This is a genomic window from Cryobacterium sp. Sr3, from assembly GCF_004402835.1.
Taxonomy (GTDB): domain Bacteria; phylum Actinomycetota; class Actinomycetes; order Actinomycetales; family Microbacteriaceae; genus Cryobacterium; species Cryobacterium sandaracinum.
Genome location: NZ_SOFA01000038.1, coordinates 190,291 through 211,586 on the forward strand (window position 1 = coordinate 190,291; position 21,296 = coordinate 211,586).

The 21,296-nt window shown below is 65.3% G+C and carries 27 protein-coding genes; 10 read left to right on the top strand and 17 right to left on the bottom strand.

Translation table 11 applies throughout. The annotated features are described in order from the left end of the window. Positions 1–24 precede the first annotated feature (24 nt). Positions 25–396, top strand: coding sequence for an FKBP-type peptidyl-prolyl cis-trans isomerase (locus E3N94_RS12405; RefSeq protein ID WP_104101078.1), 372 nt, complete (start codon positions 25–27; stop codon positions 394–396). Between the two features lie 51 nt (positions 397–447). Here E3N94_RS12405 and E3N94_RS12410 read toward each other — a convergent pair whose 3' ends face one another. Beyond that, the gene (locus E3N94_RS12410; RefSeq protein WP_233191412.1) at positions 448–744 is read right to left on the bottom strand and encodes a DUF167 domain-containing protein; all 297 of its coding nucleotides are present in this window, start codon (positions 742–744) and stop codon (positions 448–450) included. Positions 745–800: 56 nt separating this feature from the next. Between E3N94_RS12410 and E3N94_RS12415 the strand changes: the two genes are divergently transcribed. Further along, on the top strand, positions 801–1,220 hold the full coding sequence (locus E3N94_RS12415) for a hypothetical protein (protein ID WP_104101079.1): 420 nt from the start codon (positions 801–803) through the stop codon (positions 1,218–1,220). A 992-nt stretch (positions 1,221–2,212) separates the two neighbouring features. On the opposite strand, the gene E3N94_RS12420 is transcribed toward E3N94_RS12415, so the two are convergent. The 3 genes from E3N94_RS12420 to E3N94_RS12430 form a co-directional block, all read right to left on the bottom strand. After that, positions 2,213–3,061 carry an SDR family NAD(P)-dependent oxidoreductase gene (locus tag E3N94_RS12420; protein WP_104101081.1) on the bottom strand — a complete coding sequence of 283 codons (849 nt, stop codon included), beginning with the start codon at positions 3,059–3,061 and terminating at the stop codon, positions 2,213–2,215. Between the two features lie 4 nt (positions 3,062–3,065). Continuing rightward, the gene (locus E3N94_RS12425) at positions 3,066–3,491 is read right to left on the bottom strand and encodes a pyridoxamine 5'-phosphate oxidase family protein (RefSeq protein WP_104101082.1); all 426 of its coding nucleotides are present in this window, start codon (positions 3,489–3,491) and stop codon (positions 3,066–3,068) included. A gap of 112 nt (positions 3,492–3,603) precedes the next feature. Next, positions 3,604–3,915, bottom strand: coding sequence for an LPXTG cell wall anchor domain-containing protein (locus tag E3N94_RS12430; RefSeq protein WP_134570320.1), 312 nt, complete (start codon positions 3,913–3,915; stop codon positions 3,604–3,606). Here E3N94_RS12430 and E3N94_RS12435 point away from each other — a divergent pair. After that, positions 3,908–4,306, top strand: coding sequence for a hypothetical protein (locus E3N94_RS12435; RefSeq protein ID WP_134342059.1), 399 nt, complete (start codon positions 3,908–3,910; stop codon positions 4,304–4,306). The two genes, E3N94_RS12430 and E3N94_RS12435, sit on opposite strands and share 8 nt — an antisense overlap. Positions 4,307–4,599: 293 nt before the next feature. Here E3N94_RS12435 and E3N94_RS12440 read toward each other — a convergent pair whose 3' ends face one another. Both E3N94_RS12440 and E3N94_RS12445 read right to left on the bottom strand, forming a co-directional pair. Next, complete coding sequence (locus E3N94_RS12440; RefSeq protein ID WP_104101085.1) at positions 4,600–4,869, bottom strand: protealysin inhibitor emfourin; 270 nt, start codon at positions 4,867–4,869, stop codon at positions 4,600–4,602. Between the two features lie 10 nt (positions 4,870–4,879). After that, positions 4,880–6,061: a M4 family metallopeptidase gene (locus tag E3N94_RS12445; RefSeq protein WP_134570321.1), complete on the bottom strand. Its 1,182-nt coding sequence runs from the start codon at positions 6,059–6,061 to the stop codon at positions 4,880–4,882. Between the two features lie 253 nt (positions 6,062–6,314). Between E3N94_RS12445 and E3N94_RS12450 the strand changes: the two genes are divergently transcribed. Further along, positions 6,315–7,217: an LLM class flavin-dependent oxidoreductase gene (locus tag E3N94_RS12450; protein WP_134570322.1), complete on the top strand. Its 903-nt coding sequence runs from the start codon at positions 6,315–6,317 to the stop codon at positions 7,215–7,217. A 234-nt stretch (positions 7,218–7,451) separates the two neighbouring features. Then, positions 7,452–8,696 (top strand): IS256 family transposase, encoded by a 1,245-nt coding sequence (locus E3N94_RS12455; protein WP_134570323.1) that lies wholly within the window; start codon positions 7,452–7,454, stop codon positions 8,694–8,696. 422 nt (positions 8,697–9,118) lie between these two features. Here the strand turns inward: E3N94_RS12455 and E3N94_RS12460 are convergent, their stop codons facing one another. The 10 genes from E3N94_RS12460 to E3N94_RS12510 form a co-directional block, all read right to left on the bottom strand. Then, positions 9,119–9,619 (bottom strand): hypothetical protein, encoded by a 501-nt coding sequence (locus E3N94_RS12460; protein WP_134570324.1) that lies wholly within the window; start codon positions 9,617–9,619, stop codon positions 9,119–9,121. Between the two features lie 196 nt (positions 9,620–9,815). Continuing rightward, positions 9,816–10,160 (bottom strand): VOC family protein, encoded by a 345-nt coding sequence (locus tag E3N94_RS12465; RefSeq protein WP_347232704.1) that lies wholly within the window; start codon positions 10,158–10,160, stop codon positions 9,816–9,818. A gap of 345 nt (positions 10,161–10,505) precedes the next feature. After that, the gene (locus tag E3N94_RS12470) at positions 10,506–11,900 is read right to left on the bottom strand and encodes an IS1380 family transposase (RefSeq protein WP_134570326.1); all 1,395 of its coding nucleotides are present in this window, start codon (positions 11,898–11,900) and stop codon (positions 10,506–10,508) included. A 156-nt stretch (positions 11,901–12,056) separates the two neighbouring features. Then, positions 12,057–12,521, bottom strand: a complete 465-nt coding sequence (locus tag E3N94_RS12475; protein WP_104101090.1) for a GNAT family N-acetyltransferase — start codon at positions 12,519–12,521, stop codon at positions 12,057–12,059. 67 nt (positions 12,522–12,588) lie between these two features. Beyond that, positions 12,589–12,855 (bottom strand): hypothetical protein, encoded by a 267-nt coding sequence (locus E3N94_RS12480; RefSeq protein ID WP_146068128.1) that lies wholly within the window; start codon positions 12,853–12,855, stop codon positions 12,589–12,591. 146 nt (positions 12,856–13,001) lie between these two features. Continuing rightward, positions 13,002–13,775 carry an MFS transporter gene (locus tag E3N94_RS12485; protein ID WP_134570328.1) on the bottom strand — a complete coding sequence of 258 codons (774 nt, stop codon included), beginning with the start codon at positions 13,773–13,775 and terminating at the stop codon, positions 13,002–13,004. A gap of 723 nt (positions 13,776–14,498) precedes the next feature. Further along, the gene (locus E3N94_RS12495; protein ID WP_104101093.1) at positions 14,499–14,828 is read right to left on the bottom strand and encodes a transcriptional regulator; all 330 of its coding nucleotides are present in this window, start codon (positions 14,826–14,828) and stop codon (positions 14,499–14,501) included. Next, a complete protein-coding gene (locus tag E3N94_RS12500; protein WP_104101094.1) occupies positions 14,818–15,288 on the bottom strand; it encodes a hypothetical protein in 471 nt (156 codons plus the stop codon). Before E3N94_RS12500 ends, E3N94_RS12495 begins: the two co-directional genes overlap by 11 nt. A 183-nt stretch (positions 15,289–15,471) precedes the next feature. Further along, entirely contained in the window at positions 15,472–15,882 is a 411-nt protein-coding gene (locus tag E3N94_RS12505) for a DUF4913 domain-containing protein (RefSeq protein ID WP_104101095.1), read from the bottom strand. Then, positions 15,875–16,504 carry a TraG/TraD/VirD4 family protein gene (locus E3N94_RS12510; protein WP_104101096.1) on the bottom strand — a complete coding sequence of 210 codons (630 nt, stop codon included), beginning with the start codon at positions 16,502–16,504 and terminating at the stop codon, positions 15,875–15,877. The genes E3N94_RS12505 and E3N94_RS12510 overlap by 8 nt, the downstream gene beginning before the upstream one ends. 160 nt (positions 16,505–16,664) lie before the next feature. Here E3N94_RS12510 and E3N94_RS12515 point away from each other — a divergent pair, with 160 nt between their 5' ends. The 5 genes from E3N94_RS12515 to E3N94_RS12535 all read left to right on the top strand — a co-directional run bounded on the left by E3N94_RS12515 (position 16,665) and on the right by E3N94_RS12535 (position 20,741). Continuing rightward, positions 16,665–17,630: an AI-2E family transporter gene (locus E3N94_RS12515; RefSeq protein WP_134570330.1), complete on the top strand. Its 966-nt coding sequence runs from the start codon at positions 16,665–16,667 to the stop codon at positions 17,628–17,630. Between the two features lie 90 nt (positions 17,631–17,720). Then, positions 17,721–18,527, top strand: coding sequence for an HAD-IA family hydrolase (locus E3N94_RS12520; RefSeq protein ID WP_104101098.1), 807 nt, complete (start codon positions 17,721–17,723; stop codon positions 18,525–18,527). Then, complete coding sequence (locus E3N94_RS12525; protein ID WP_134570331.1) at positions 18,524–18,943, top strand: dihydroxyacetone kinase subunit L; 420 nt, start codon at positions 18,524–18,526, stop codon at positions 18,941–18,943. The genes E3N94_RS12520 and E3N94_RS12525 overlap by 4 nt, the downstream gene beginning before the upstream one ends. A 314-nt stretch (positions 18,944–19,257) precedes the next feature. After that, the gene (gene rpsO / locus E3N94_RS12530; RefSeq protein WP_104101100.1) at positions 19,258–19,527 is read left to right on the top strand and encodes a 30S ribosomal protein S15; all 270 of its coding nucleotides are present in this window, start codon (positions 19,258–19,260) and stop codon (positions 19,525–19,527) included. 125 nt (positions 19,528–19,652) lie between these two features. Continuing rightward, complete coding sequence (locus E3N94_RS12535; protein ID WP_134570332.1) at positions 19,653–20,741, top strand: LLM class flavin-dependent oxidoreductase; 1,089 nt, start codon at positions 19,653–19,655, stop codon at positions 20,739–20,741. A 290-nt stretch (positions 20,742–21,031) separates the two neighbouring features. On the opposite strand, the gene E3N94_RS12540 is transcribed toward E3N94_RS12535, so the two are convergent. Next, positions 21,032–21,220, bottom strand: coding sequence for a DUF1508 domain-containing protein (locus E3N94_RS12540; protein WP_104101102.1), 189 nt, complete (start codon positions 21,218–21,220; stop codon positions 21,032–21,034). Between the last annotated feature and the right edge of the window lie 76 nt (positions 21,221–21,296).

The window sequence follows — 21,296 nt, forward strand, 5'->3', positions numbered from 1 at the left end:
CGCGCAATCCGATTGGATAGAGGAATGACTGATCAAAACACCAAGCCCGAACTCGACGCTCCGGAGGGCCCCGCGCCTACCGAACTGACCATCACCGACATCGTGGTCGGCGAGGGAGCCGAAGCAACCCCCGGCGCCACCGTCAACGTGCACTACCTCGGCGTCGCCTATGACACCGGAGATGAATTCGACTCCTCCTGGAGCCGCGGGCAGTCGATCAACTTCCCGCTTGCTCAGCTCATCGCGGGCTGGCAGCAGGGCATCCCCGGCATGAAGGTCGGCGGACGCCGCAAGCTGGTCGTCCCTCCGCACCTGGCCTACGGACCGGCCGGCGGAGGACATCAGCTCTCCGGCCAGACCCTGATCTTCGTGATCGACCTGCTCGGAACCCGCTAGAAACCCGCAGTGCCGGAAGCACGTGCAAGTCGCTACGCGAGTCGCGCATTGCTACGAGTCGTGTTCGATTCGCACGTGCTTGATCCGGGAGGCGTGGCCGCGCACGATGGTCACCGCGCTCTTGGACACGCCGAAGTGCTTGGCCAGCAGCTTCACCAGCGCATCGTTGGCGGCACCCTCAACGGCCCGCTGCTGCAAGAACACGGTGAGCGCAGCATCCGTCGGAGCATGGGACGCGTCGTCGCCCGGCTCCCGGCCCGGCTCTCGGCCCGGCTCTCCCCCGGAGACCAGCGGTCCCTTCCGACTACCGGGCTTCACATGCACCGTCAGGTTCACCGTTCGCGTCACGCCGGTCCTCCGGGAATATAGTTTTCTTCACAACGCTAGTGGGCGGAGTCGTCTTCATGATCTCAATCGATAGTGCGCGGGCCCTGGCCGAAGCCGGTCTGCAGTGGCGTCCCGTCTCCGGTGACGCCTTCCGCATCGAGCGCTCCGGCTTCGAAAGCGACGTGTTCACGGTCAGTGACATGACGATCGAGCCGCACGAGTTCGACACGGGAACGATCCTCGGCTTCAACGGCACCACCGAGTGGGCCCTTGATTCACTGGCCCTCGAGGATGCCCTGTGGATGCCGCGTGAGGACCAGCTGCGCGACCTGTTGCGGAGCACCTTCCGTTCGCTCACCCGTCAGGGCGAGGACAGCTACCGGGTGACGGTGGCGCTGAACGGGGCGCCGGAATTCTTCGACGCCGCCGACCCCGCGGATGCCTACGGCAACGCGCTCCTGCGTCTGATCAGCCTGTCCGCCGACTCCCTCGCCTGACACCCACCCTCTCGCCGGCTCCGCCGGTGGTCGAGCCTGTCGAGACCCGGTGCGTCGACCTCCAGAGGTTCGCCCGGGGCATCCGTTGCGGTCGAAGTCGCCAGCCTCGGAGATTTTCGCGACACGACGGGCACCCCAGGCCATCACAACGGCGTTTCCCGAAAATCTCCGAGTTCACGAGACACGGATGCGTGCTGCACGCCCATTGACGGATGCCCGCTGCGGGCCCGGCGACGGCTGCTTCTACTCCTCCACAATAAGGGTTTGATCAGGTTATCCACGGGGCGCTGACGGGTGCCGATCTGGAGCATGGAATGTCAGTGGTCAGCCGTAACGTGTGTCTCATGAAGCCCTCCTACAGTGAGCGGCGAGAACGCCTGGGTCGTCACTTCGACGCCATCCGGGAGACCCAGGCGGACGCCGCCCGGGTTGACGCCCGCCTGGCCGAACAGGTCGATCAGGCCCGCCGGTTCGCCGAAGCCCTGGCCCGAAACGCGGCCCGGGCAGCCAAGGACAAGGCCAGGGAGGGACCCCCGGCAGTGGCCGGGGTCGCGACCGGGATGCCCCGCACCCGGTGGCACGCTGTACAGGTCGCCGAACGCGAGTTCGTGACCGAACTGTCCTGCACCCTGCGGCTGCCGGTGCGCTCGACCGAAACCCTGATCGCCGAGAGCCGCACCCTGATAAATGAACTGCCCGGCACCCGGGCCGTCCTGCAGGACGGGTCGATCACCTACCGGCATGCGCAGGCGATCATGAACCAGGCCTGGTCGCGCCACGCCGGGGCCCTGGCCGGGTTCGAGGAGACCCTGCTGAAGTCGGCCCCGCACCTGACGGTGGCCAACCTGAAGAACGAGGCCCGGATCATGCGGGAACGGCTGCACCCGGGGTCGATCGCGGCCGGGACGCCCGGCTTCATCCGAATCCTGACCCATCCGGAGACCGGGGTGGTGCTCTCGATCGGGCGCACGTTCATCAGTCGGGGACCGACGTCAGGCCAGCCAGGTCGCCGTCATCCGCTGCACGACTCCGCCGTCGAGGTCGGCGAGCTTGGCCGCCACGAACTGGCGCGCCGCCTCCGATGTCTGCACCCGAAACGGTGGGCGGTCGCCGTCGAGCAGGGCGGCGACGATCTCGCCGGCGCTCCGGGCCGACTGGGCCGAGCCGAAGGATGACGCCGCGCGGGCCAGGTACGCCTCCAGTGCCGCGGCGTACGGGTCGTTGGCCAAGCCGGATTGGTTGAGGTCCCGGCCGACGTTGGCGACGAACGAGGATGTCACGGCGCCGGGTTCGACTACCGTCACCGACACACCGGCCGTGGCGGCCACCGGGGCCAGGCTCTCCATGAATCCCTCCACCGCGAACTTCGCCGCACAATACGCCTCGTTGAAGGGCTGGCCGATGGCTCCACCCACGCTCGAGACGGTGATCAGCCGGCCCGTGCTGCCCCGGAGAAGGGGGAGCGCGGCCCGTGTGAGGGCAACCACCCCGAAGAAGTTCACCTCCATCACGGCGCGAACGTCATCGACCGTTGAGTTCTCGATGGTGCCGAGCCTCCCCGACCCGGCGTTGTTGATGAGCGCGTCGAGCCGGCCGTGCCGGTCGATGGTCCCGGCCACGGCATCCGTGGCCGCGTGCGGTTCGGTCACGTCCAGGCGACGGATGTCGAGACTCACCTCCGCGTCGGTGGCCGCGTCCCGCAGAGCGCGGGCGCCTTCGAGGTTGCGCATGGTGGCTACCACCGTGTGGCCGGCGCGAGCCGCGGCGATGGCGGCGTGGAGTCCGATACCGGAGGAGGTCCCCGTGATCAGAACGACGCTGGAGTCCGGTGCGTGAGTCACGCTTCTAGTACCGGTCGGGTTCCGGGCCGAGCTGGAACCGGCGGCCTGTGATCCTGGTCGGCGTTATCTCGACGTAGATGTACTTCAGGGTCGGGATGAGCGGGCGCAGCGGCAATTGATCCGCGGCCTCGATCTCGGCCTGCTTGTCGAGAACTCGGGCCTCGCCTCGCGCCACGACGCTCCACGCCTCGCTGCGACCGATGCCGTCGATCTCGAAGGCGACCCGGTTGTTCACCGTGAGCTCGAGGAGCTTCGTACCCTCGGCCGTGCGGAAAACGAGCCGCCGGTCTGCGGAGACGAAGTTCACCGGGTAAATGTCCGGCTCACCGGAAATGCTCATCGCGAGTCTTCCGAAACTGGACGAGATCAGAAGATCCCAGCAGTCGTCCTCGCTGAGGTTCTGAACCGGATACAGGTCGTTGGTTTCCATGACTCATAGTCCCACGCGGTCCGGCCCGGCGCGAGCAGGTGCCGGCAACGAAAAACGCGCCCACCGATCCCCGAGGGGCGGTAGGCGCGTTTCGGTCTGACAGCGAGTCGGATCAGTCCCGACGGAGGCGTACGACGGTGCGTCGAAGCGCGAGGAGCGCGCCGAGTCCCAGCAGCAGGGCGCCTGCAGCCGCGGAGATCAGCAGGGAGGCCGAGTCGACGCCGGTCGCGGCCAGCTCGGGAGCGGCCGTGATCGTGTCGGCGGCGACCGGGAGGGCCGTCTCGGTCGGGGTCGGTGTCTCGGTCGGTGTCTGCGTCGGCGTGACCTCGGCTGCATGCACGATCGTGTTGAGCTCGGTCGCGCACTCCACGGTCGAGCCACCGCCGTTGCTGGAGTAGTTGCACTGGTTGACAGTGATGGGCACGTCGGTCGTCACCGTCGCCGAGGGATTCACCCGGCAGAGCACATCGGCGCCGCCGCCGTTCCCGGCGTTGTTGCACTGGGTGACGGTCGCGTCGGTGGTGTTCTCAAGCGGCACGCAGTCGAGTGCCGTGCTGGCTCCGGAGCCGACGCACTGGTTGACCGTGGCGGGGGATGCCGTGGTCGCACCGGTGATGTGGTTGTTCACGGTCACCGTGCAGATGGTGTTACCGCCGCCGACGTTGATCGAGCCGTTGCACTGGGTGATCGTGTGGATCAGCTTCGAAGAGTTCACGACCGTCGCTGCGGGGGGCTGCACCTCGGTGTTCGCCGCGTGGATGCTGACGACGGTGCTGGTGGTCGAACTGGTCGCGCCGGTGGCAAGATTGAGATAATTGTCGACCGTGACGCTGCATTCGACGGCGCCGGTGCCGCCGCCGACTCCGGCGACATCGTTACACTGTTCGACGGTGCCGTCGACCGGAGCAGCCGAAGCGGAAACCGCCGGCGAAGCGGTCAGGACGAAGGCCGCGAGGAAAAGGCCGAGGGCCAGAACAAGCGAACGGTTCAGTGCAGAAGCACTGAAGAAAGAACGTGAAGTTTTAACAGCCAGCAGATTTGCGATGGAGGCCCCCTTAGTTGGTCTACTCTAACAGGGGATTCTCAGGCCAGGACAACGGAGAACGGGTCAGTGCCCTTCATTCACGCCTCTGACCCGGTCAATAAGATCTTTCCACGGCCCAGAGACCTGCTGCTCGCTGAGCACGACCTCGTGGGGTGCGCAACGGATGCGGTAGACGTAGCGGTCCGGCTGAGGAGCCGTCGCGGACACCTCGTCCCAGGGCAGCCCACGAAGAAGTTCCGCCCAGGCGGACCGGTCGGGTTGTTCCTCCACCTGGACCTCCCAGGTGGTTCGGATGCCGGCGAAGCCACCGCTGCGCGAAACGACGACCTTCATGGGGCCGATATTACTCCGGCCGGGGGGCAGGAACGACGGTGGCGCGACCGACGCCGGTCCCTGGGCCAGTGCCGGACCGGGGCCGGGATCCGGTGCCGAGCCCGCCGCCGAGGCCGACGGCGGTCCAGCCGGCGATCACGGCCTCGTGTTCTCGGGACCCGGCGCCGTGGCGCGTGACCGCCGCCCGCGAGGTCGCCCGCGCGAACCCGGCGAAGTCCACGGTGCGGCCCAGCGTGCCGGAGGTGAGGGTGTCGAACCAGATCTGGCCGGCCGTCTCCCAGGCGTTTCCGCCGAGAGCTGTGGCCACGAGGTAGAACGCCCGGTTCGGAATGCCCGAGTTCAAGTGCACCCCGCCATTGTCGTCTTCGGTTTCGATGTAGCCGGTCATGTCCGCGGGCTGGGGGTCCTTGCCGAGAGCATCGTCGTTGTAGGCGGTGCCGGGAGCCTTCAGCGAGCGCAGCGCGACCCCCTGCACCTGGTCGGTGAAGAGACCTTCGCCGATCAACCAGCCGGCCTCGGCGGCTGACTGGCCCAGGGAGCGCTGCTCCACCAGCGAGCCGAACACGTCCGACAGGGACTCGTTTATCGCACCTGATTGCCCCTCATAGGCGAGGTTGGCCGTGAATTGGGTCACCCCGTGCGTGAGCTCATGCCCGATCACCGTCAGCGACGCGGTGAAACGGTTGAAGACCAGGCCGTCGCCATCGCCGAACACCATGCGCTCGCCGTCCCAGAACGCATTGTCGTAGTTGCGGCCGTAGTGCACGGTCGCCTCCAGCGACACACCGCGGTCATCGATCGAGTCGCGCTCGAACACGTTCCAGAACAGGGAATGCGTGTCTCCGAGCCCCACCCAGGCCTCATTGACCGCGAGATCGGCCCCGGCGGGCTGGCCCTCGCGGCGGACCAGCCGGCCCGGCAGTCGTTCCAGGCCGCCGGCATCCGACACGGCCCGGTCCACGTGCCCGCGCACCCGGGCGGCCGCTCCGCCGCGCACACCGGAGTGGACCGACGACGACGGCGTCGGATGCGCCGCCGCGCGCAGTTCCCGGATCGGCACGTCCCGCATCAGAGACCGTCTGGCTGCCTCGGCCGCGGCCGCGAGCCGGGGATCGTCGACCCGCGCCAGCCGCACCAGCAGATACGGCGGCACGATAGTGCACCGGGAGAAGCCGTGCGATGAGCCTGTCATGGGTCGAGTGTGGCACTCGGCGGTGACGCGCACCACAGGAATTCCTGATTAGCCCGTGTGCCGCGACCCTGAGACCCGAGCGAAGGCCCGCGGCGGCATCCGGAACGTGGGCCGGGTGCCGCCACGGGGGTCTGGTGTCATCAGCGGCCGACCCGCTGCCTGAGAAATCAGGAACGCCGGTCGAGTCCCATTAATAGCACCGTGCGCGCCGGGCGAGAAGGTGCCGGTGGGAGGCCTTCCGTAGACTCTCAGCATGCGCTTCGGAATCGTCATTCTCCCGCAGGATTCGTGGCCGGAGGCCCGCCGTCGCTGGCAGGGCGCTGAGCAGCTCGGCTTCGACCACGCCTGGACCTACGACCACCTGTCCTGGCGGTCGTTGGCCGACCAGCCCTGGCATGCGACCGTCCCGACGCTGACTGCCGCGGCGGTCGTCACCTCGCGGATCCGGCTGGGTACCTTCGTCTCATCACCGAACTTCCGGCATCCGGTGACCTTCGCCAAGGAGATCGCCACCCTCGACGACATTGCCGGCGGGCGATTCCTGCTTGGGGTGGGCTCAGGCGGTACCGGGTTCGACGCCACCGTGCTCGGGCAGCCCGAGTACACCCCGAAGCAGCGGTCCGAGCGCTTCGCCGCGTTCGTCACGGCCCTCGACCGGCTGCTGCGCCACGAGGAACCGGGCAGCGGCGGCATCAGCTTCGAGGGGGAGTGGGCGAGGGCGGTCAGCGCGCGAATGGTCGGTGTGCCGGCCCAGGAGCCGCGGGTTCCGTTCGTCATCGCCGCGAACGGGCCCAAAGGGCTGCGCCTCGTCACGACGTTCGGTTCCGGCTGGGTGACGACGGGAGCGGACGGCGTCGTGGGCGAGGACTGGTGGGCGGCGGTAGCCGGCCTCATGCACCGGCTGGAGGACACGGCAGTCGTCGCGGGCAGGGACCCGGCCACCATCGACCGTTACCTGTCTCTCGACAGCGGCGGCTGCTTCTCCCTGCAGAGCATCGGAGCGTTCGAGGATGCCGTAGGTCGGGCCGGCGAACTCGGCTTCACCGACGTGATCAGCCACTGGCCGCGAGCGGCCGGCATCTACGCCGGAACGGAGGCCGTTCTGCACCGGGCTGCGGCCGTGATCAGCCGGCAGCGCGCCCGGGCCGGAAAATAGTTTGAGAAGAACCGACCCCGCAGAGCCGGCGCAGAAAAGCTAACATAAACGATTCCCAAAGCAGTCCTAGCTGCCCTCGTGCGCGGTGCAGGGAAGCACTGAGCCTCGCACGGAGGGTTACGTCCCCGTGAGTGGTGTGGTTTCCCGCTCTTGAGTGTTGCTTCGTCAACGTGAAGAGCCACCGTGGGATGGTCAGTGAGTACCGATCAAAGAACTCACAAAGGACACCACACGATGGCTCTAGACCAGTCTGCCCTGCTCGACCTGCTGGGAGAACTCAAACTCACCGATGTCACCGACCGAATCCGCGTCGCGACCGAAACTCTCTACCAAGAACTGATCGATGCGGAGGCGACCGCGTTCATCGGCGCCGCCCCGTTCGAACGCCCCGGCGACCGCACCACCCACCGCAACGGCACCCGGCCGCGGACGTTGACGACGACGGCCGGGGACCTCGACCTGAAGATCCCGAAGCTGCGCGCCGGCTCCTTCTTCCCCGCGCTGTTGGAGCGGCGCCGCCGGGTGGACCAGGCCCTGTTCGCGGTGGTGATGGAGGCCTACGTCCACGGCGTCCCGACCCGGAAAGTCGACGACCTCGTCAAAGCGCTCGGAGCTGACACCGGGATCTCGAAGTCGGAAGTGTCCCGGATCTGCGCGGGCCTGGACGCTGAGGTGGCCGAGTTCCGCGACCGCACCCTCGCCGTGCAGGACTTCCCCTACGTGTTCCTCGACGCGACCTACTGCAAAGCCCGCGTCGGGCACCGGATCGTGTCCCAGACCATCGTCGTCGCGGTCGGCGTGGCTGCCGACGGACGCCGTGAAGTCCTGGGTTTCGACGTTGGTGACAGCGAGAACGAGGGCTTCTGGACCAGCTTCCTGCGGTCGTTGAAGACTCGCGGCCTCGACGGGGTCAAGCTGGTCATGTCTGACGCTCACACCGGCTTGAAGAAGGCCATCGGGACCGTGTTCCAGGGCGCCGGCTGGCAGCGCTGCCGGGTGCATTTCATGCGCAACGTCCTCGCCGTGGTCCCGAAGGGATCGCAGGACATGGTCGCCTCGATCATCCGCACCATCTTCGCCCAGCCCGACCGCGAGCACATCGAGAAACAGTTCCGTGAGGTGACCACGATGCTCTCCCGCTCGCACCCGAAGGTCGCCGCGATGCTCGTCGACGCGCAACCCGACCTCCTCGCCTTCGCCGGCTTCCCGAGGCGGCACTGGCGCCAGATCTGGTCCACGAACCCGCTAGAACGCGTCAACAAGGAGATCAAACGCCGCACCGACGTCGTCGGCGTGTTCCCCAACACCGCGGCCCTGCTGCGCCTGGCCGGGTCGGTGTTGATCGAGCAGCACGACGAGTGGGAAGCCGGCGAACGCCGCTACTTCTCCGAAGCATCCATGCTCAAGCTGGCCACCATGAACAACCCCATCGAGGTCCTCGACGAGACGGTGATACTCCCCGAACTCGCCGCCGCCTAAACTAGAACTACTGACCCGCACGGTGTCGAGAAACTCCACCACTCAGCGGGACGTGACCCTCTCTTCAGGAAACGTAACGCAGTTTTCGCAGTTGACTCGGGCTTTCCCTAGCTGCCTCACGGTGAGCACAGCGAAGTGGTCAGCGAATGGCCGAGTCTGGGCTTCGAGTTTCCGACGAAGGCCCGACCTTCGTTATCACGCCGATTCTCAGGCATTGCTGCACGGTCAGGGTCCGACCCAGAGCTTGCGCGGGTCTGTTGGCTTCCGTCCAGACGACCAAGATCTGCGCGGTGAAAGTTCCATGTTGCAATGCCCTTCAAGTGCGCCGGTGAAGCGATTCGCACGATGGTCTCAATGGCGCCCCACCAGCGATCCGCGTTTGGTGCGGCATCGCAGAAACATGCCTCTGGCTTAGATCGGCACTATTGATCCTGTTCTGGGTCCGCGTGGACACGCGACGTCGGTTTGGTGGCTGGGCGAAACACGATCGCGACGATCAAAATAACAATTAGAGGCAGCAACGTAGCAGACGAAATGATGATTCCAGAGGGTTGGCCCCTGTCACAATCGCTTTCAAGGCCAGCAGCACTGAGCGGAAACGCGCCCACGACAACGAATGGCAGCAGACAGATCACGAGTACCGGCACGGTGAAGAAGGTGGCGATCGATATCCCGCGGGCGGCTGGCTGGCCACGAGTGATTCTCCGCGCAGCAATCCAGAGCAAGAATCCCGCAGATCCCAGAATGGCTGCGATTGGCACAGAAGTACGAGCCTCTTCAAGTTGCACCCAGCATTTCGCCGCCCGCGAGGCAGGCGAAAGCAATGCCCAGCTTGCGAAATAGGAAGATACGAACGCGACACCAACGAGGATTCCGGCGACGACGCTGAATCGCGAGCGAGCGTCCACTTTTGGGTCCGTCACTTCACGACGTTAGGTGCCGAAGCTCGAACTGACGCCGAGAGGTTCGTGGTGGTCCCCGGCGTGCCCGGCGTGAGTGCGATGAACCCTGCGTGCACTGGTAGGACTCCTCCTGAGGTTTCGATCCGGACTCTAACGTGTTCGTTCCACTCGCCTGCAACGCCAACTCCACTCTGGAGTGACGAAATGAAGCTTCGTTTCACTCATTTCGATAGAAGTCCAAGACGATTCCTTCCGGCCCTTGGACCAGTACCGAGGTCGTCCCCCAATCGGTAGTGACGGGTCCGAGGAGAATCTCAACGCCGTTTGCTCGCGCATTTTGGGCAGCGAGCTCCACATCCACTGTCTCAAAATGCAGAATGACACCTTCTGCGCGCTGCATAGGGATAAGCGCGGTAGTGGAAAACATGAGCGCCGTAGCCCCTATCGAAACCCGAGCAAAACCGTCGTCCAAGACATCTGGGTCAACGTTCAGGAGCTTGCTCACCAGGAGAGCCGACGACTTAACGTCAGAAACGATTAGGTCGATTTGATTGAGGTTCACAGTTCCTCCATGGCCGCTGACGCATTGGCTCTACTGTTCCGATCCTGCATCACGACGACAGTGATAAACCGAGGTCGACTTCCACAGGGCCTTGCCGACAAGCGCTGGCTGCGGCCAGCCTAGCCGTCAGCGGCGCCCAACCCGGGAATTGCCCGTCCCCAGCTCCGGCGTTCGGTGCGAGCTCGAATTCCCCGACACCCCCCGCCTAAGCCTCGATCCACCGGTCAGCCTGGCTGATCCGGGTCACCGGCGTTTGATCTGAGGTTTCTGGTGGTGGGCATGGCGGTGCGGCCGGCCCTGCTGCCGGTGGTGTTCCTGGTTTGGTTGCGCCGTGGGGCTGGGTGGTCAGATGGTGGCTGTTCGTGGCGGGCCGCAGGCCGCCGCGAACAGGGCTGTCCATCCGGTTTCCCAGGGCCAGCTGGCCGGGAGATGCAGGACGTGTTTCCGGGCCGAGGTCGAGATACGGGCCGGAATCTGAATCAGTTTGCGGCGGATGGTTTCGGTGCGTGCCTTGCGGAGGGTGCTGCCGGCGATGGTGCCGGCGGCGCGGGCGAGGTTGAACGCGATCGTGGCCAGCACCAGCCAGGCGGCGTTGGCGGTGAATTTCCCGGAGGGCAGGTGCGCCAGCGCACTGTCTTTGAGGTCGGCGTTGACCTGCTCGATGATCGCGTGTTGCCGGTGGGTTTTGTCTGCGGTGACGGTGTCCAGGGTGCTGGTGGTGAAGAACGCGTGGAACCGGTGCGTGTCGAAGAGGGTGGGTTGTCCGGCGCCTTCGAACGGGTTCAGTTCCGGGATCCGCCGCACGACCAAGCGTCCCGTGATTCGTTCGCTGATCTTCCTCGAGCTGAACGCGGTGAACGGCACCTCGGCGACCTCGGCGGAGGAAATCCAGGTGCCGGTGGTCTCGTCCCGGATCGCGTCGGTGTAATCAATCGTCGTCCAGGCGTCATCAGGGATCGTGGCGATAGCGCGTTTCACGGCCGGATCCATGCGGGCGGTGATGGAGACTTTCGCGCCGGCCCGGTGCGCGGCCGAGACCACAGCATGGCCATAGAACGCGCTGTCGGCGCGCAGCAGCACCAGCCCGGACGCGGTCCCTGAGCGCAACCGTGTCACGGTCGCCAGGACATCGGCCACGAACTTCCCCGCCCCGCGCGGGGACCCGGCGGCGCCTTTCCGGAGCCGGGCGCCGATGATGACCGGCGCGGCAGATGTAGTCGAGACGATTCCGATCAACGCGTTTAGCCCGCGCACTCCGGAGTATCCGTAGCCGGAGCCCTGTTTCTTGTAACCGTGGACTTCTTTGATGGTGTCGTCGATATCGACCAGGGCGTAGTCATCGATCCCGGCTACGATCGGTGCGACCTGGGCGACGTTGACCAGCCACCGCCTGGCGACTGCGTCGAGCTGGCGGACGTGGCCGAAAGTGAACGCACGCAGGAACGAGCCCAGAGTGGAGGGTGCGTAGGTGCCGACGAAGAGTTTCTTCATCCCGCCGTGCCGGAGCAGGGCCATATCGTCGATGGAATCGGCGCTGGCGCGCATCCCTGCGACCAAAGCGGTGACCTTTAACCCGGCGTTTGCACCGAAGTAGCCGGGCAACGTCAACCACCGATTAGCCAGCTCGGCCAGACCCGTCGAGACCGCCAAGGCCATCGCCGGAATGAGCCCGGCAGCCGACACGAGATTGGTGTCGTCGAAGGTCGCTGACAGGGACGTGGATCTATGGAACAATTGCATCTACGAGATGTCCTCTTGATGTGGTGAATAAACGCCGTGGTAAGCCTTATTTTTCCTGATCAAAAGGGCATTCTCTGTTTATCGCGCCGCTAACTCCTCAACTCGACCGGTGGATCGAGGCTAAGACTGCGCGCCGAAGGTTCGGCTATCAGGCGTTCAGAGCGATCCCGGCTTCAGATCGTATGTCACCCATTTTGTCGAAGTGGCGGTCGAGTCATAAAGGCGCCGGGCACGAGTGTTGTCCTCCGCCGTGATCCAGCGGACGACTGAGCTGCCCTCACCGTCGGCCAATGAGGAGAGTTCGCTGAGTAGCGCCCGCCCGACGCCGGAACCGCGAGTGTTCGGGGACGTGAACAGATCGTCGAGGAAGATTCCCACGCTGCCAGTGGAAGGCCGGGCAAATCGTCGATAGTGCGCGAGTCCCACGAGGCGATCCCCGGAACTGGCAACGAAGGCATTAACTTCATGCCCGCCGTCGTTGATCCAAGTCCACACACGTTCAACAATGCTTTCATCAGGGGAAAGTGCGTAAAACGCTCGATATTCCCCATACAGCCCCGCCCACTCGGCGAAATCTGATGCCTGGACCCCGCGAACCGAGACCGTGTCGTCTGTACTCATCGCCCCAGAGTAGCGGCCCGCATTCTGTTCCCGAGGAAGGCTAATTGCCCGGCCGCGGATCGGCGACCTAGAGATTAGTCAATTGCGTCAGCAGAGTCTCGGCTGCGCCGGTGATGCTGCCGACTGCGGAGGCGGTGAAGATACCAGCCACTCCCCAGAACCAGTAACGGTCACTCCGACCCGCTTTCATCCGGTTGAGCGCCAGCCACCAAGCCGCCACCGTCGCCAAGGTGGAGGCGATTACGGTACCGAACGCCATCCGGACGAAGTCTGCTGCGTCTGGAGCACCCCAGGAGTTGATCGCGAGAACGATACAGAACGGAACGATGATCATCCCCACGAATCCGATGAGCACCGGAGACACAGCGCGTCGTGTCTGAGTACTTGTCTGGGTTGTCATGCGGTGAGTCTCGCAGGTCTCGCCCCTGCAGACGACGCAATCGTTCCCGCGATCCGCAAAGGGTTCCTGCAATCATTCAATTAGGCGGAGGGTCGTCGCCAGAGTCTCGCGGAGATGCCGGCGCTGAGAGCGACGAAGACGGCGGCTGCCGCAGCTGTGGTGAGGAAAGTTGAACTCACGTTCCAGCTCTCGACGAGGAAGCCGCTGAGCGCGCTCCCGGCCGCAGCACCGACGTTGTGAGCGGTGTTCACCCACGTTGTTGACTCGGTCTGTCGGGTCGTCCCACCAAAATCGTTGGCTGCAAAATACGCCACGATCATGACCGGGGAAAGGAAGAGTCCAGCGGCCGAAATGACCAGTCCCAGGGAGATCGTCGACGTTGCGAGGCCAGCACCGGCAGAGGCCATGATGAACAATATCGCCAGGATCACGAGTTGGCGCTGCGAGGACACCGTGATCTGAAGAGCGCCATAGGCAAGGCCTCCAACGGCGCTGCCGGCCGCGAACAGGGCGAGGACAACCCCCACCGCTGCGGCATTACCGAGGGTAGCAATCATGGCCGGGACCGCAACGTAGACGGTGCCGACCACAAGGCCGGCTGCCAGCACCGGCAGGAGCAGTGCGATGAATCGCGGTTCTGTGAGCAGGGGCGCAGCGCTGGCTGCGTCCCTGCGTGACGCGTCGACCGGGGTCGCGGCCATCGTGGGGGAAGACATCATCAGTGTTGTCCCGACCAGGATCAGTGCGGCAGGGATGAGTAGGGCGGTACTCGGCTCGATGATGACCAAGAGCAGGCCGGACAAGGCGGGGCCGACAAGGTAGAGCAACTCCTCGAGGACTGCGTCCAGACTCAAAGCCTTTTTCAGGAGAACTGGAGTCGGGGTCAACGACGCCCAGGCGACCCGCATTGTCGGGCCCAACGGTGGAGCGAACNCGCCCAGGCGACCCGCATTGTCGGGCCCAACGGTGGAGCGAACGCGCCGAGGAGGCCGGCCACCGTCACGCATAACCAAACTGGTGCGCCCGAGCTCGTGAGCAGTGCGAGAGCGACCAAGCTCAACCCGAAAACGCTGCTGAGCAGGAGGAGGACAAGGCGGCGTCCGAATCGATCGATGAGGCGGGCTCTGGCTGGTGCGAGGAAACCGGCACCAGCCCCGTATGCGCCGACCGCTATACCGGCGGCGGAGAAGGACTGGGTCACTTGTTCAACTGCGAAGAGGAGAGGCAGACCGACGAGAGGATAAGCGAAGCGTCCGGTCAGGGCACTCGAGAAAACAAAGGGGACGTGTTTGAGTCTGAGAACATCCGCGTAGGTCGCGGACAGAGTCGTTGCGGGCATGGTTAAGCTCCGAGATAAATGGCGCGGCTTTTGCGCGCAGTGAATGAGGACCTGCTAGCTGAAGAAGTCAGCCCGGTCTTCAATCACAGATAGGAAGCATGCCGCAACGATAGCGGACGGGTGGCCAGACCGACGTCCACCCACCGACACTGACCGACCCGGCTGGCCAGCGGAGATGCCGCGCAGACCGTTCCGCGAAGGATTAGTGGTCTAAGGCTTTCAGTGGGACGCCTCAGGATCAAGAGTCCGCGTTATCGAGGTGATCGAAGCCAACTGCAATCTTCCTCAGCGCACGAATGTGGTCGTCGAACGCGTTTCTACCTGTTGCGGTGAGGCGGAGCCAGGTGAGGCGGCGGGAGTCGTCGCGCGATGCTGACGTTTTCTTGGTGATGCTGACGAAGCCGGCGTCAATGAGTGCCTTCGATTGTTTCGAGAGCGTGGCGTCGCTGACGCCGAGCGTGTCGCGGAGCACGGCGAAGTCAAGCTCGTCGACTGAGCGGAGGAGTCCGCATATCCGCAATCGCAGCGGTGCATGAATGGTCTCGTTGAAGGTGCCATCAGCGGACATGGTGAAGACGCTCTCGCATCGACGAGAAGATCAGGCTCGCGAGCCAGAAGACCAATACAAAGGCCACGACTGCTGGAATCACAATCCACCAAAATAGGCCGCTGGCAGCAAATCCCAAGGAGACGCTGAAGAGCGCGAGCGAGCCCAACACTGCCGCGGCGAATGCCGCCCATGCCTGCACCCCAAACCGCGTGAATTTGATGCCTGTCGCCCGGTATGACAGGCCCACCAACAGAATTCCGGCAACAAGTGCCGTGATCAGCACGAATCCTCCGGCTCCCTCGCCAGGGAAAGCGGGTGTCATCACATAGCTGGCCGCGATGAGTCCGAATCCAGGGGCGAGCCATTTCGGGGTCCGGACCTTCTCAACAAGACGGGCCCGGTCAGCTTGGAGTTCCTCAAAGAGCCCCGCGACAATTCGAGCGTCATCCGGCCCGCTCGGCACCAAGTTGTTTTCCATGGCGGTAAGTCTATCAAGTCATTTTCCGCAACTGCAAGTAACTAGGGCTGGACATGGCCACTACCCAGTAATACGGGTGCGTGGGCTGATCCCCCGTCGAACAGCTCCACTCGCGTAGATATATCTTCGATTAATAATCAATTTCTAGCGGGGCACGCTCTAAGAATGGCGTGGCGTCCCCTTTTATTGGAGCTCCACGTCGTCGGGCGGCATCGACGCAGGCACGATCCTGGCGGTGGTGTCCGTGCGAGGGTAGAGATGACCCTGGTCAGGATCGCAGTCGCGGAACGGCCCATTGCCTTTGTCGAAGATGACGGCGGCGTGGCGGTCCCAGTGGTTGATCCACCAGAACGAAACGGCGCCGGCGTCGCCGTCCATAACGCTGGCGTCAGCTTGCATGCTGGCCTGCCAGAGGGCCTTGAACCGGGCGACGATCTCAGGGTGTAGCCACCATTGGGTGCACCACGGCGTGGGCCTGGTGCCGACGACCTCGACGGTGGCGAGGTGACCGATCAGCAAATCAAGAAACATTTGGCGAACGTCGACCGCGTCCTCTTTAGTGTTGGTCGAGTCGTAGTCGTCGTACTCAGTCATGAGCTGCTACCTCCGCTGCAATGGTGTCGTCCGGCACCGGGATCTGTGCCGGCGCGAGGCTCGGCGTCCTGGTCGGGGTGCGGTTGATGGTGGTGGTGAGGGTCTTATCGCGGAACCAGGGGACGGTGTTGACCATGACGGGTCGGCATTTGGAGCTGAAGACGATGGCGCGCCATTCGGGGAGGGAGCCGAGGGCGGCGATGTCAAGGGTGTTGACCTTGCGGGTGTTGGTGGAGGTGGATTGGTGGCCGTCTTTGCCGGTGGAGCTGCCGTAGTTGATTTCGTCGTGTTCGCCGATGAGGGCGGCCAGCGAGCGGAGGAAGTCGTCGTCGCCGGAACCACCGCCGAACACGCGGGTGGCGACGGCGTCCCAGAGGGTCTGCCACCCGTCTTTCCCGAACGCGTCGATCGCTTGGGCGCGGGATTGGAAGTAGGAGTTGAGGATGATGCCCATCGACCCGTAGAACGAATACACCGAGGGCAGTTCGGGCCAGCGGACGATGTTCGCGCACTCGTTGAGCTCCATCACCAGCGGGACCGGGAGCCGGCCGCCGTTTCGCTGCGCGGCGGTTTCGGCGGTTTTGCAGATGGCGCGGATGAGGGCGACGAATTCGACGGACATTCTGGCCGAAACGCCGCAAAAACCTGGGAAAGAGCGCTCTCCTGGCAGAATCTCCGTCGAATTCGTTCGACGCCGGGCCGAGGTTCCGCCCGAATCGGTTAGGAGGCACTCGGCCGGGCAGCCGTTTACCGATGCTGCAACAGGTGCCTATGGTGTCAGCATGCGCGCCGAGGACCCCTCATCCCCGTCCCTGCAGACCCTACTGACCAGCCGGCTCGGCCGGTGGGCCATCCGCTCCACCCAGATCGTCGTCGTGGTCGTGCTGACCGCCGGCGCCGTCTACGCTCTGGTGCGGGTGCAACTCGTGGTGATCCCCGTTCTCGTGGCGCTCATCCTGGCATCGGCGCTGGCACCGCTGGTCGGCTGGCTGCGCACGCGCGGCCTCCCGGTCATTCTCGCGACCTGGATCACCCTGTTGGCAGGGGCACTCATCCTCGGCGGCATCGTCACGCTCATCGTCTTCGCGGTGCGCAACCAGTGGGGTGCGCTGGTGGTGGCGGCTGGCGACGGGCTCGACGAACTACAGGGGCTGCTGGTCGAGGGCCCGATCGCGCTCGACTCGGAGCAGTTCAACGCGGTGCGTGATGCGATCGTGGGCTTCGTCACCCCGACGGTTCTCGGCCAGTACGTGCGGGGAACGGCGATCATCGCCCTCTTCGACGCCGTTCTGATCGGCGTCGGGCTGGCCATCCTGCAAGTTCCGCTGGCCCTGCCGCTGGCTGTGATCGTGTTCCTCACGGCGTTCATCCCACTGATCGGGGCGACCATCGCGGGCATCCTGGCTGCCCTCGTGGCGCTGATCGTTGTGGCCATCGTGATCGTGGTCAACCAGATCGAGGGCGACCTGCTCAACCCGGTGGTGATGGCGGGGGCGTTGAAACTGCATCCGCTGGTGATCCTCGTCGCTTTGACCGTGGGCACCATCCTCGGCGGTATCGCCGGGGCCGTTCTGGCGGTCCCGCTCGTCGCCGTGGGCTGGGCGATGATCAAGGTTTGGGACAGGCCGGATCAGTCGATCACCCAGCGGGCGAAGTTCTCCATCCGGCACCGGCCTCAGCCGGCGAAGCCCGCCGAGGCCGCCCCATTGTCGGCTCGGGGTGGCGAGCCTACGATAGGCGGCATCTGACCGGGGAGGCACAGGTGGCGATTTCACCGCTGAAAGCAGCCATCGACCGAGCCTTCGCCGCCATCGGCAACGCGAGGAAGGCCTGAGGCGATGCCCGCTCTCATCTTCGACTGCGACGGCGTGCTGGCCGACACCGAACGCGACGGCCACCTGCCGGCCTTCAACCAGACCTTCGAGGAATTCTCGGTGCCCGTGCAGTGGAGCGACTCCGATTACGTCCAGAAGGTGACGATCGGGGGAGGAAAAGAACGGATGCGCAGCATCCTCACCCCGGAGGTGGCCGGCGTGCTCGGTCTGCCGGCGGACGACCCCGCGGCCCTCGACTCGGCCGTCGCCGGCTGGCACCGGCGCAAGAGCGCGATCTACACCGAGCGGGTGGCGAGCGGCGCGTTGACGGCCCGCCCGGGCATCCGTCGACTCGTCGCACAAGCCGCGGGCGCCGGCTGGATCCTCGCCGTGGCCTCCACCTCGGCCGAGGAATCCGTGCGCGCCGTGCTCACGCAAACAATCGGGCCCGAGCTGGCCGCGCAATTCCGGGTCTTCGCCGGCGACATCGTGGACCGGAAGAAGCCGGCCCCGGACATCTACCTGCATGCCCTGCGGGAACTCGGGATCGACGCCGCCGACGCCGTGGTCGTCGAGGACAGTGCGAACGGCCTCCGGTCGGCGCTCGCCGCGGGCCTGCGCACCGTGATCACGATCAGCGGTTACACCGCGGACGAAGATTTCACCGGGGCGGCCCTGGTGGTGTCGTCGCTTGGGGACCCCGGCGGCCCCACCACCGTGACGCTGCGCGACCCGCTGGGTCTGGAGCCGGAATTCTTCGTCGACCTGTCCGATTTCGCCACCATCCTCAGTGCCCCCGACCGCCCGGCCCCCGATCTGGAGAGCCGATGACCCGCTCAGCCCTGTTCGACACCGAATTCGTGGCGATGCTCCTGGCCGCCACCGAGGGGATCAAGGCCCGCGGCAAGTCCGACCTGGGAGACAAGACCCTGCTCGACGCCCTCGTGCCGGCCACGGATACGCTCGAAGCCGAGGTGGCCGCCGGCCGTGACCCGGAAACCCTCCTCGCCCGGATGTCCCTGGTTGCGCGGGCGAGCGCGGACGCCACGAGCATGCTGCAGGCCCGTCGCGGCAGGGCCAGCTACACCGGAGAACGTAGCATCGGTTCGCCCGATCCCGGAGCCCGAAGCAGTTCGTGCCGGACATGCACCAGGGGATCGCCGCCGCGAACCTCGACACGCGTGGATGGGCGTGGGCATCCATGGCGAACCGGGCCGACGCCGCGCGAAGCTGACCACCGCGAATGAGATGACCGACGAGATGCGCGACGCGGTCGTCGGGGACCTGCCGGACGTGTCGGGGACCGGGTGGCCCTGATGATCAACGGCCTCGGCGGCACCCTCTCAGTGAGCTCTACATCCGGTTCGGGAGGGCGCACGAGCAGCTGGTCAGCGCCCCGGCCGAGATCGCAGCCCGCATCTTCTGGCCGTTGCTCCTGCTGCTCCAGCCGACCTCTCGGACTCTGCTAAACTCGAATGGTTGCCGTTTGACGGCCGCGGATCAAGAGAGCCCAGGCATTCGGCCCCGGGCACCGCGCAGTGAGAGAAAGGGGATCCCATCTATGGCACTCGAAGCTAATGCAAAGAAGGCGATCATCGAAAAGTACGCTACCCACCCAGGCGACACCGGGTCCCCCGAAGTTCAGATTGCAATGCTCACGCAGCGCATCCTGGACCTCACGGAGCACCTGAAAGAGCACAAGCACGACCACCACTCGCGTCGTGGTCTGCTCCTCATGGTTGGTCAGCGCCGTCGTCTGCTCGGTTACCTGTCGGATGTCGACATCACTCGGTACCGCACACTGATCGGCAGCCTCGGACTGCGCCGCTAAGGCACTTTTCGAAGACACCGCGATCTTCTTACAAGCGGGCCGTCACCTTCCGGGTGGCGGCCCGTTTGTGTGTCCGGAGCGGGGAACCGGGAATATCTCCGGGCCCGGCGCGGTTTCCCTCACCGATGTCTACCTCCGCGCTAAGCCTCTCCGTGCTCGATCTGATCCCCGTCCGCACCTCGCAAAGCTCCGCTGAGGCGATCGCGGCAGCCGTGCACCTCGCCCAGAGCGCGGACCGGCTCGGCTACACCCGATACTGGGTCGCGGAGCACCACAACATGCAGGCGGTCGCGTCGACGAACCCGCCCGTGCTGATCGGTATCCTCGCGGCGCAGACCGAACGCATCCGGGTCGGCTCCGGGGGCGTCATGCTTCCCAACCACTCTCCGCTCGTGATCGCCGAGCAGTTCGGCATCCTCGAGGCGGCCTTCCCCGGGCGCATTGACCTCGGGCTGGGCCGTGCGCCCGGCAGCGACCCGATGATCACCGCACTGCTGCGCTCGAGCGGAGCAGTGAGCGAGGTCGACGCGTTTCCGCGCAACATCGCCGACATCGCGGCGCTGCTGCACCCCGACGGGGCCTCGCTCAGCCTCACCTCCGGTCAGGACTACACCCTGCACGCGACTCCCGCCGCCACCGGGATGCCCGAAATCTGGCTGCTTGGCTCCAGCGACTACTCGGCCCGGCTCGCCGCCCGGCAGGGCATGCCCTACGTGTTCGCCAACCACTTCGCCGGCGACGGCACCACAGCGGCCCTCGAGCTGTACCGACGCGGGTTCACCCCCAGCGAGACCCTCGACGCCCCCCGCACCATCCTCACCCTGAACGTGTCGGTCGCCGAGACCCGGGTCGAGGCCCTCGCCCTCGCCCTGCCGCAGATGCAGCAGATGGCGCGCCTGAGATCGGGCCTGCCGCTCGGCCCGCTCGCGACGGTCGAAGAGGCCGCCGCCGCACCGATGGCGCCGGCGCTGCTCCAGATGATCGAACGGATGGCCGCGGCCTGGATCATCGACGAGCCCGGCGCCGCGGCCGCGCGCATCCGTGCCCTCGCGGCGAAGTTCGGGGTCGACGAGGTCATGCTGCAGCCGATCGCCTCCGCTCACACGGGCGCCGACGCGGCGACCTCACCCGGGCGTGCGCGCACGTTGGAACTGCTCGCCGCCGAGCTTTTCACCGAAGAGCAACTCGCGGCCGAGGAACTCGCGGCGGTCTAGACGAGTGAACCCTCACAGCCGTGAACGGGATGGCGTCGAGGGCTGGGGGTTCGGGGGCGGTTGCCGCGGTGCAGTGACTCCGTCCGGAACGAATTCGACGGAGATTGTGGCCGTATCGGCCCCGAATACTCCGATAAGGCCGTTTTACGCCAGAATCTCCGTCGAATTGGTTCGACGCCGCACACGGTGCCCCGCCGGATGACCAGCGTCCACACGGCGCAGTCAGCTTCGACTCTCCGGGAGCCACAGGACCAATCGACGGTGACTCACTCGGCAGAACCGAGATTCGTTCAGGCGTCCGGTTCCGTCATGTCGACCACGTGCGACTTGACGTGGGCCTTCAGTGCCTCGATGCCCTTGAGGGCCTCTGCCTTGGAGTGATAGCTTTCGGAGGTCGCGATCACTTCGCCGTTGTTGGCCTTCAGCCGAAACTGGTATCCGCCGGATCGTTCCGCGTAGAGCTCATATTTCCCGGACATCACACACTCTTTTCTTCATCATCGAAAAACGTCGACGGACGCATTGCCGTTGGAAAAACCCTACCGCCCCCGTTGG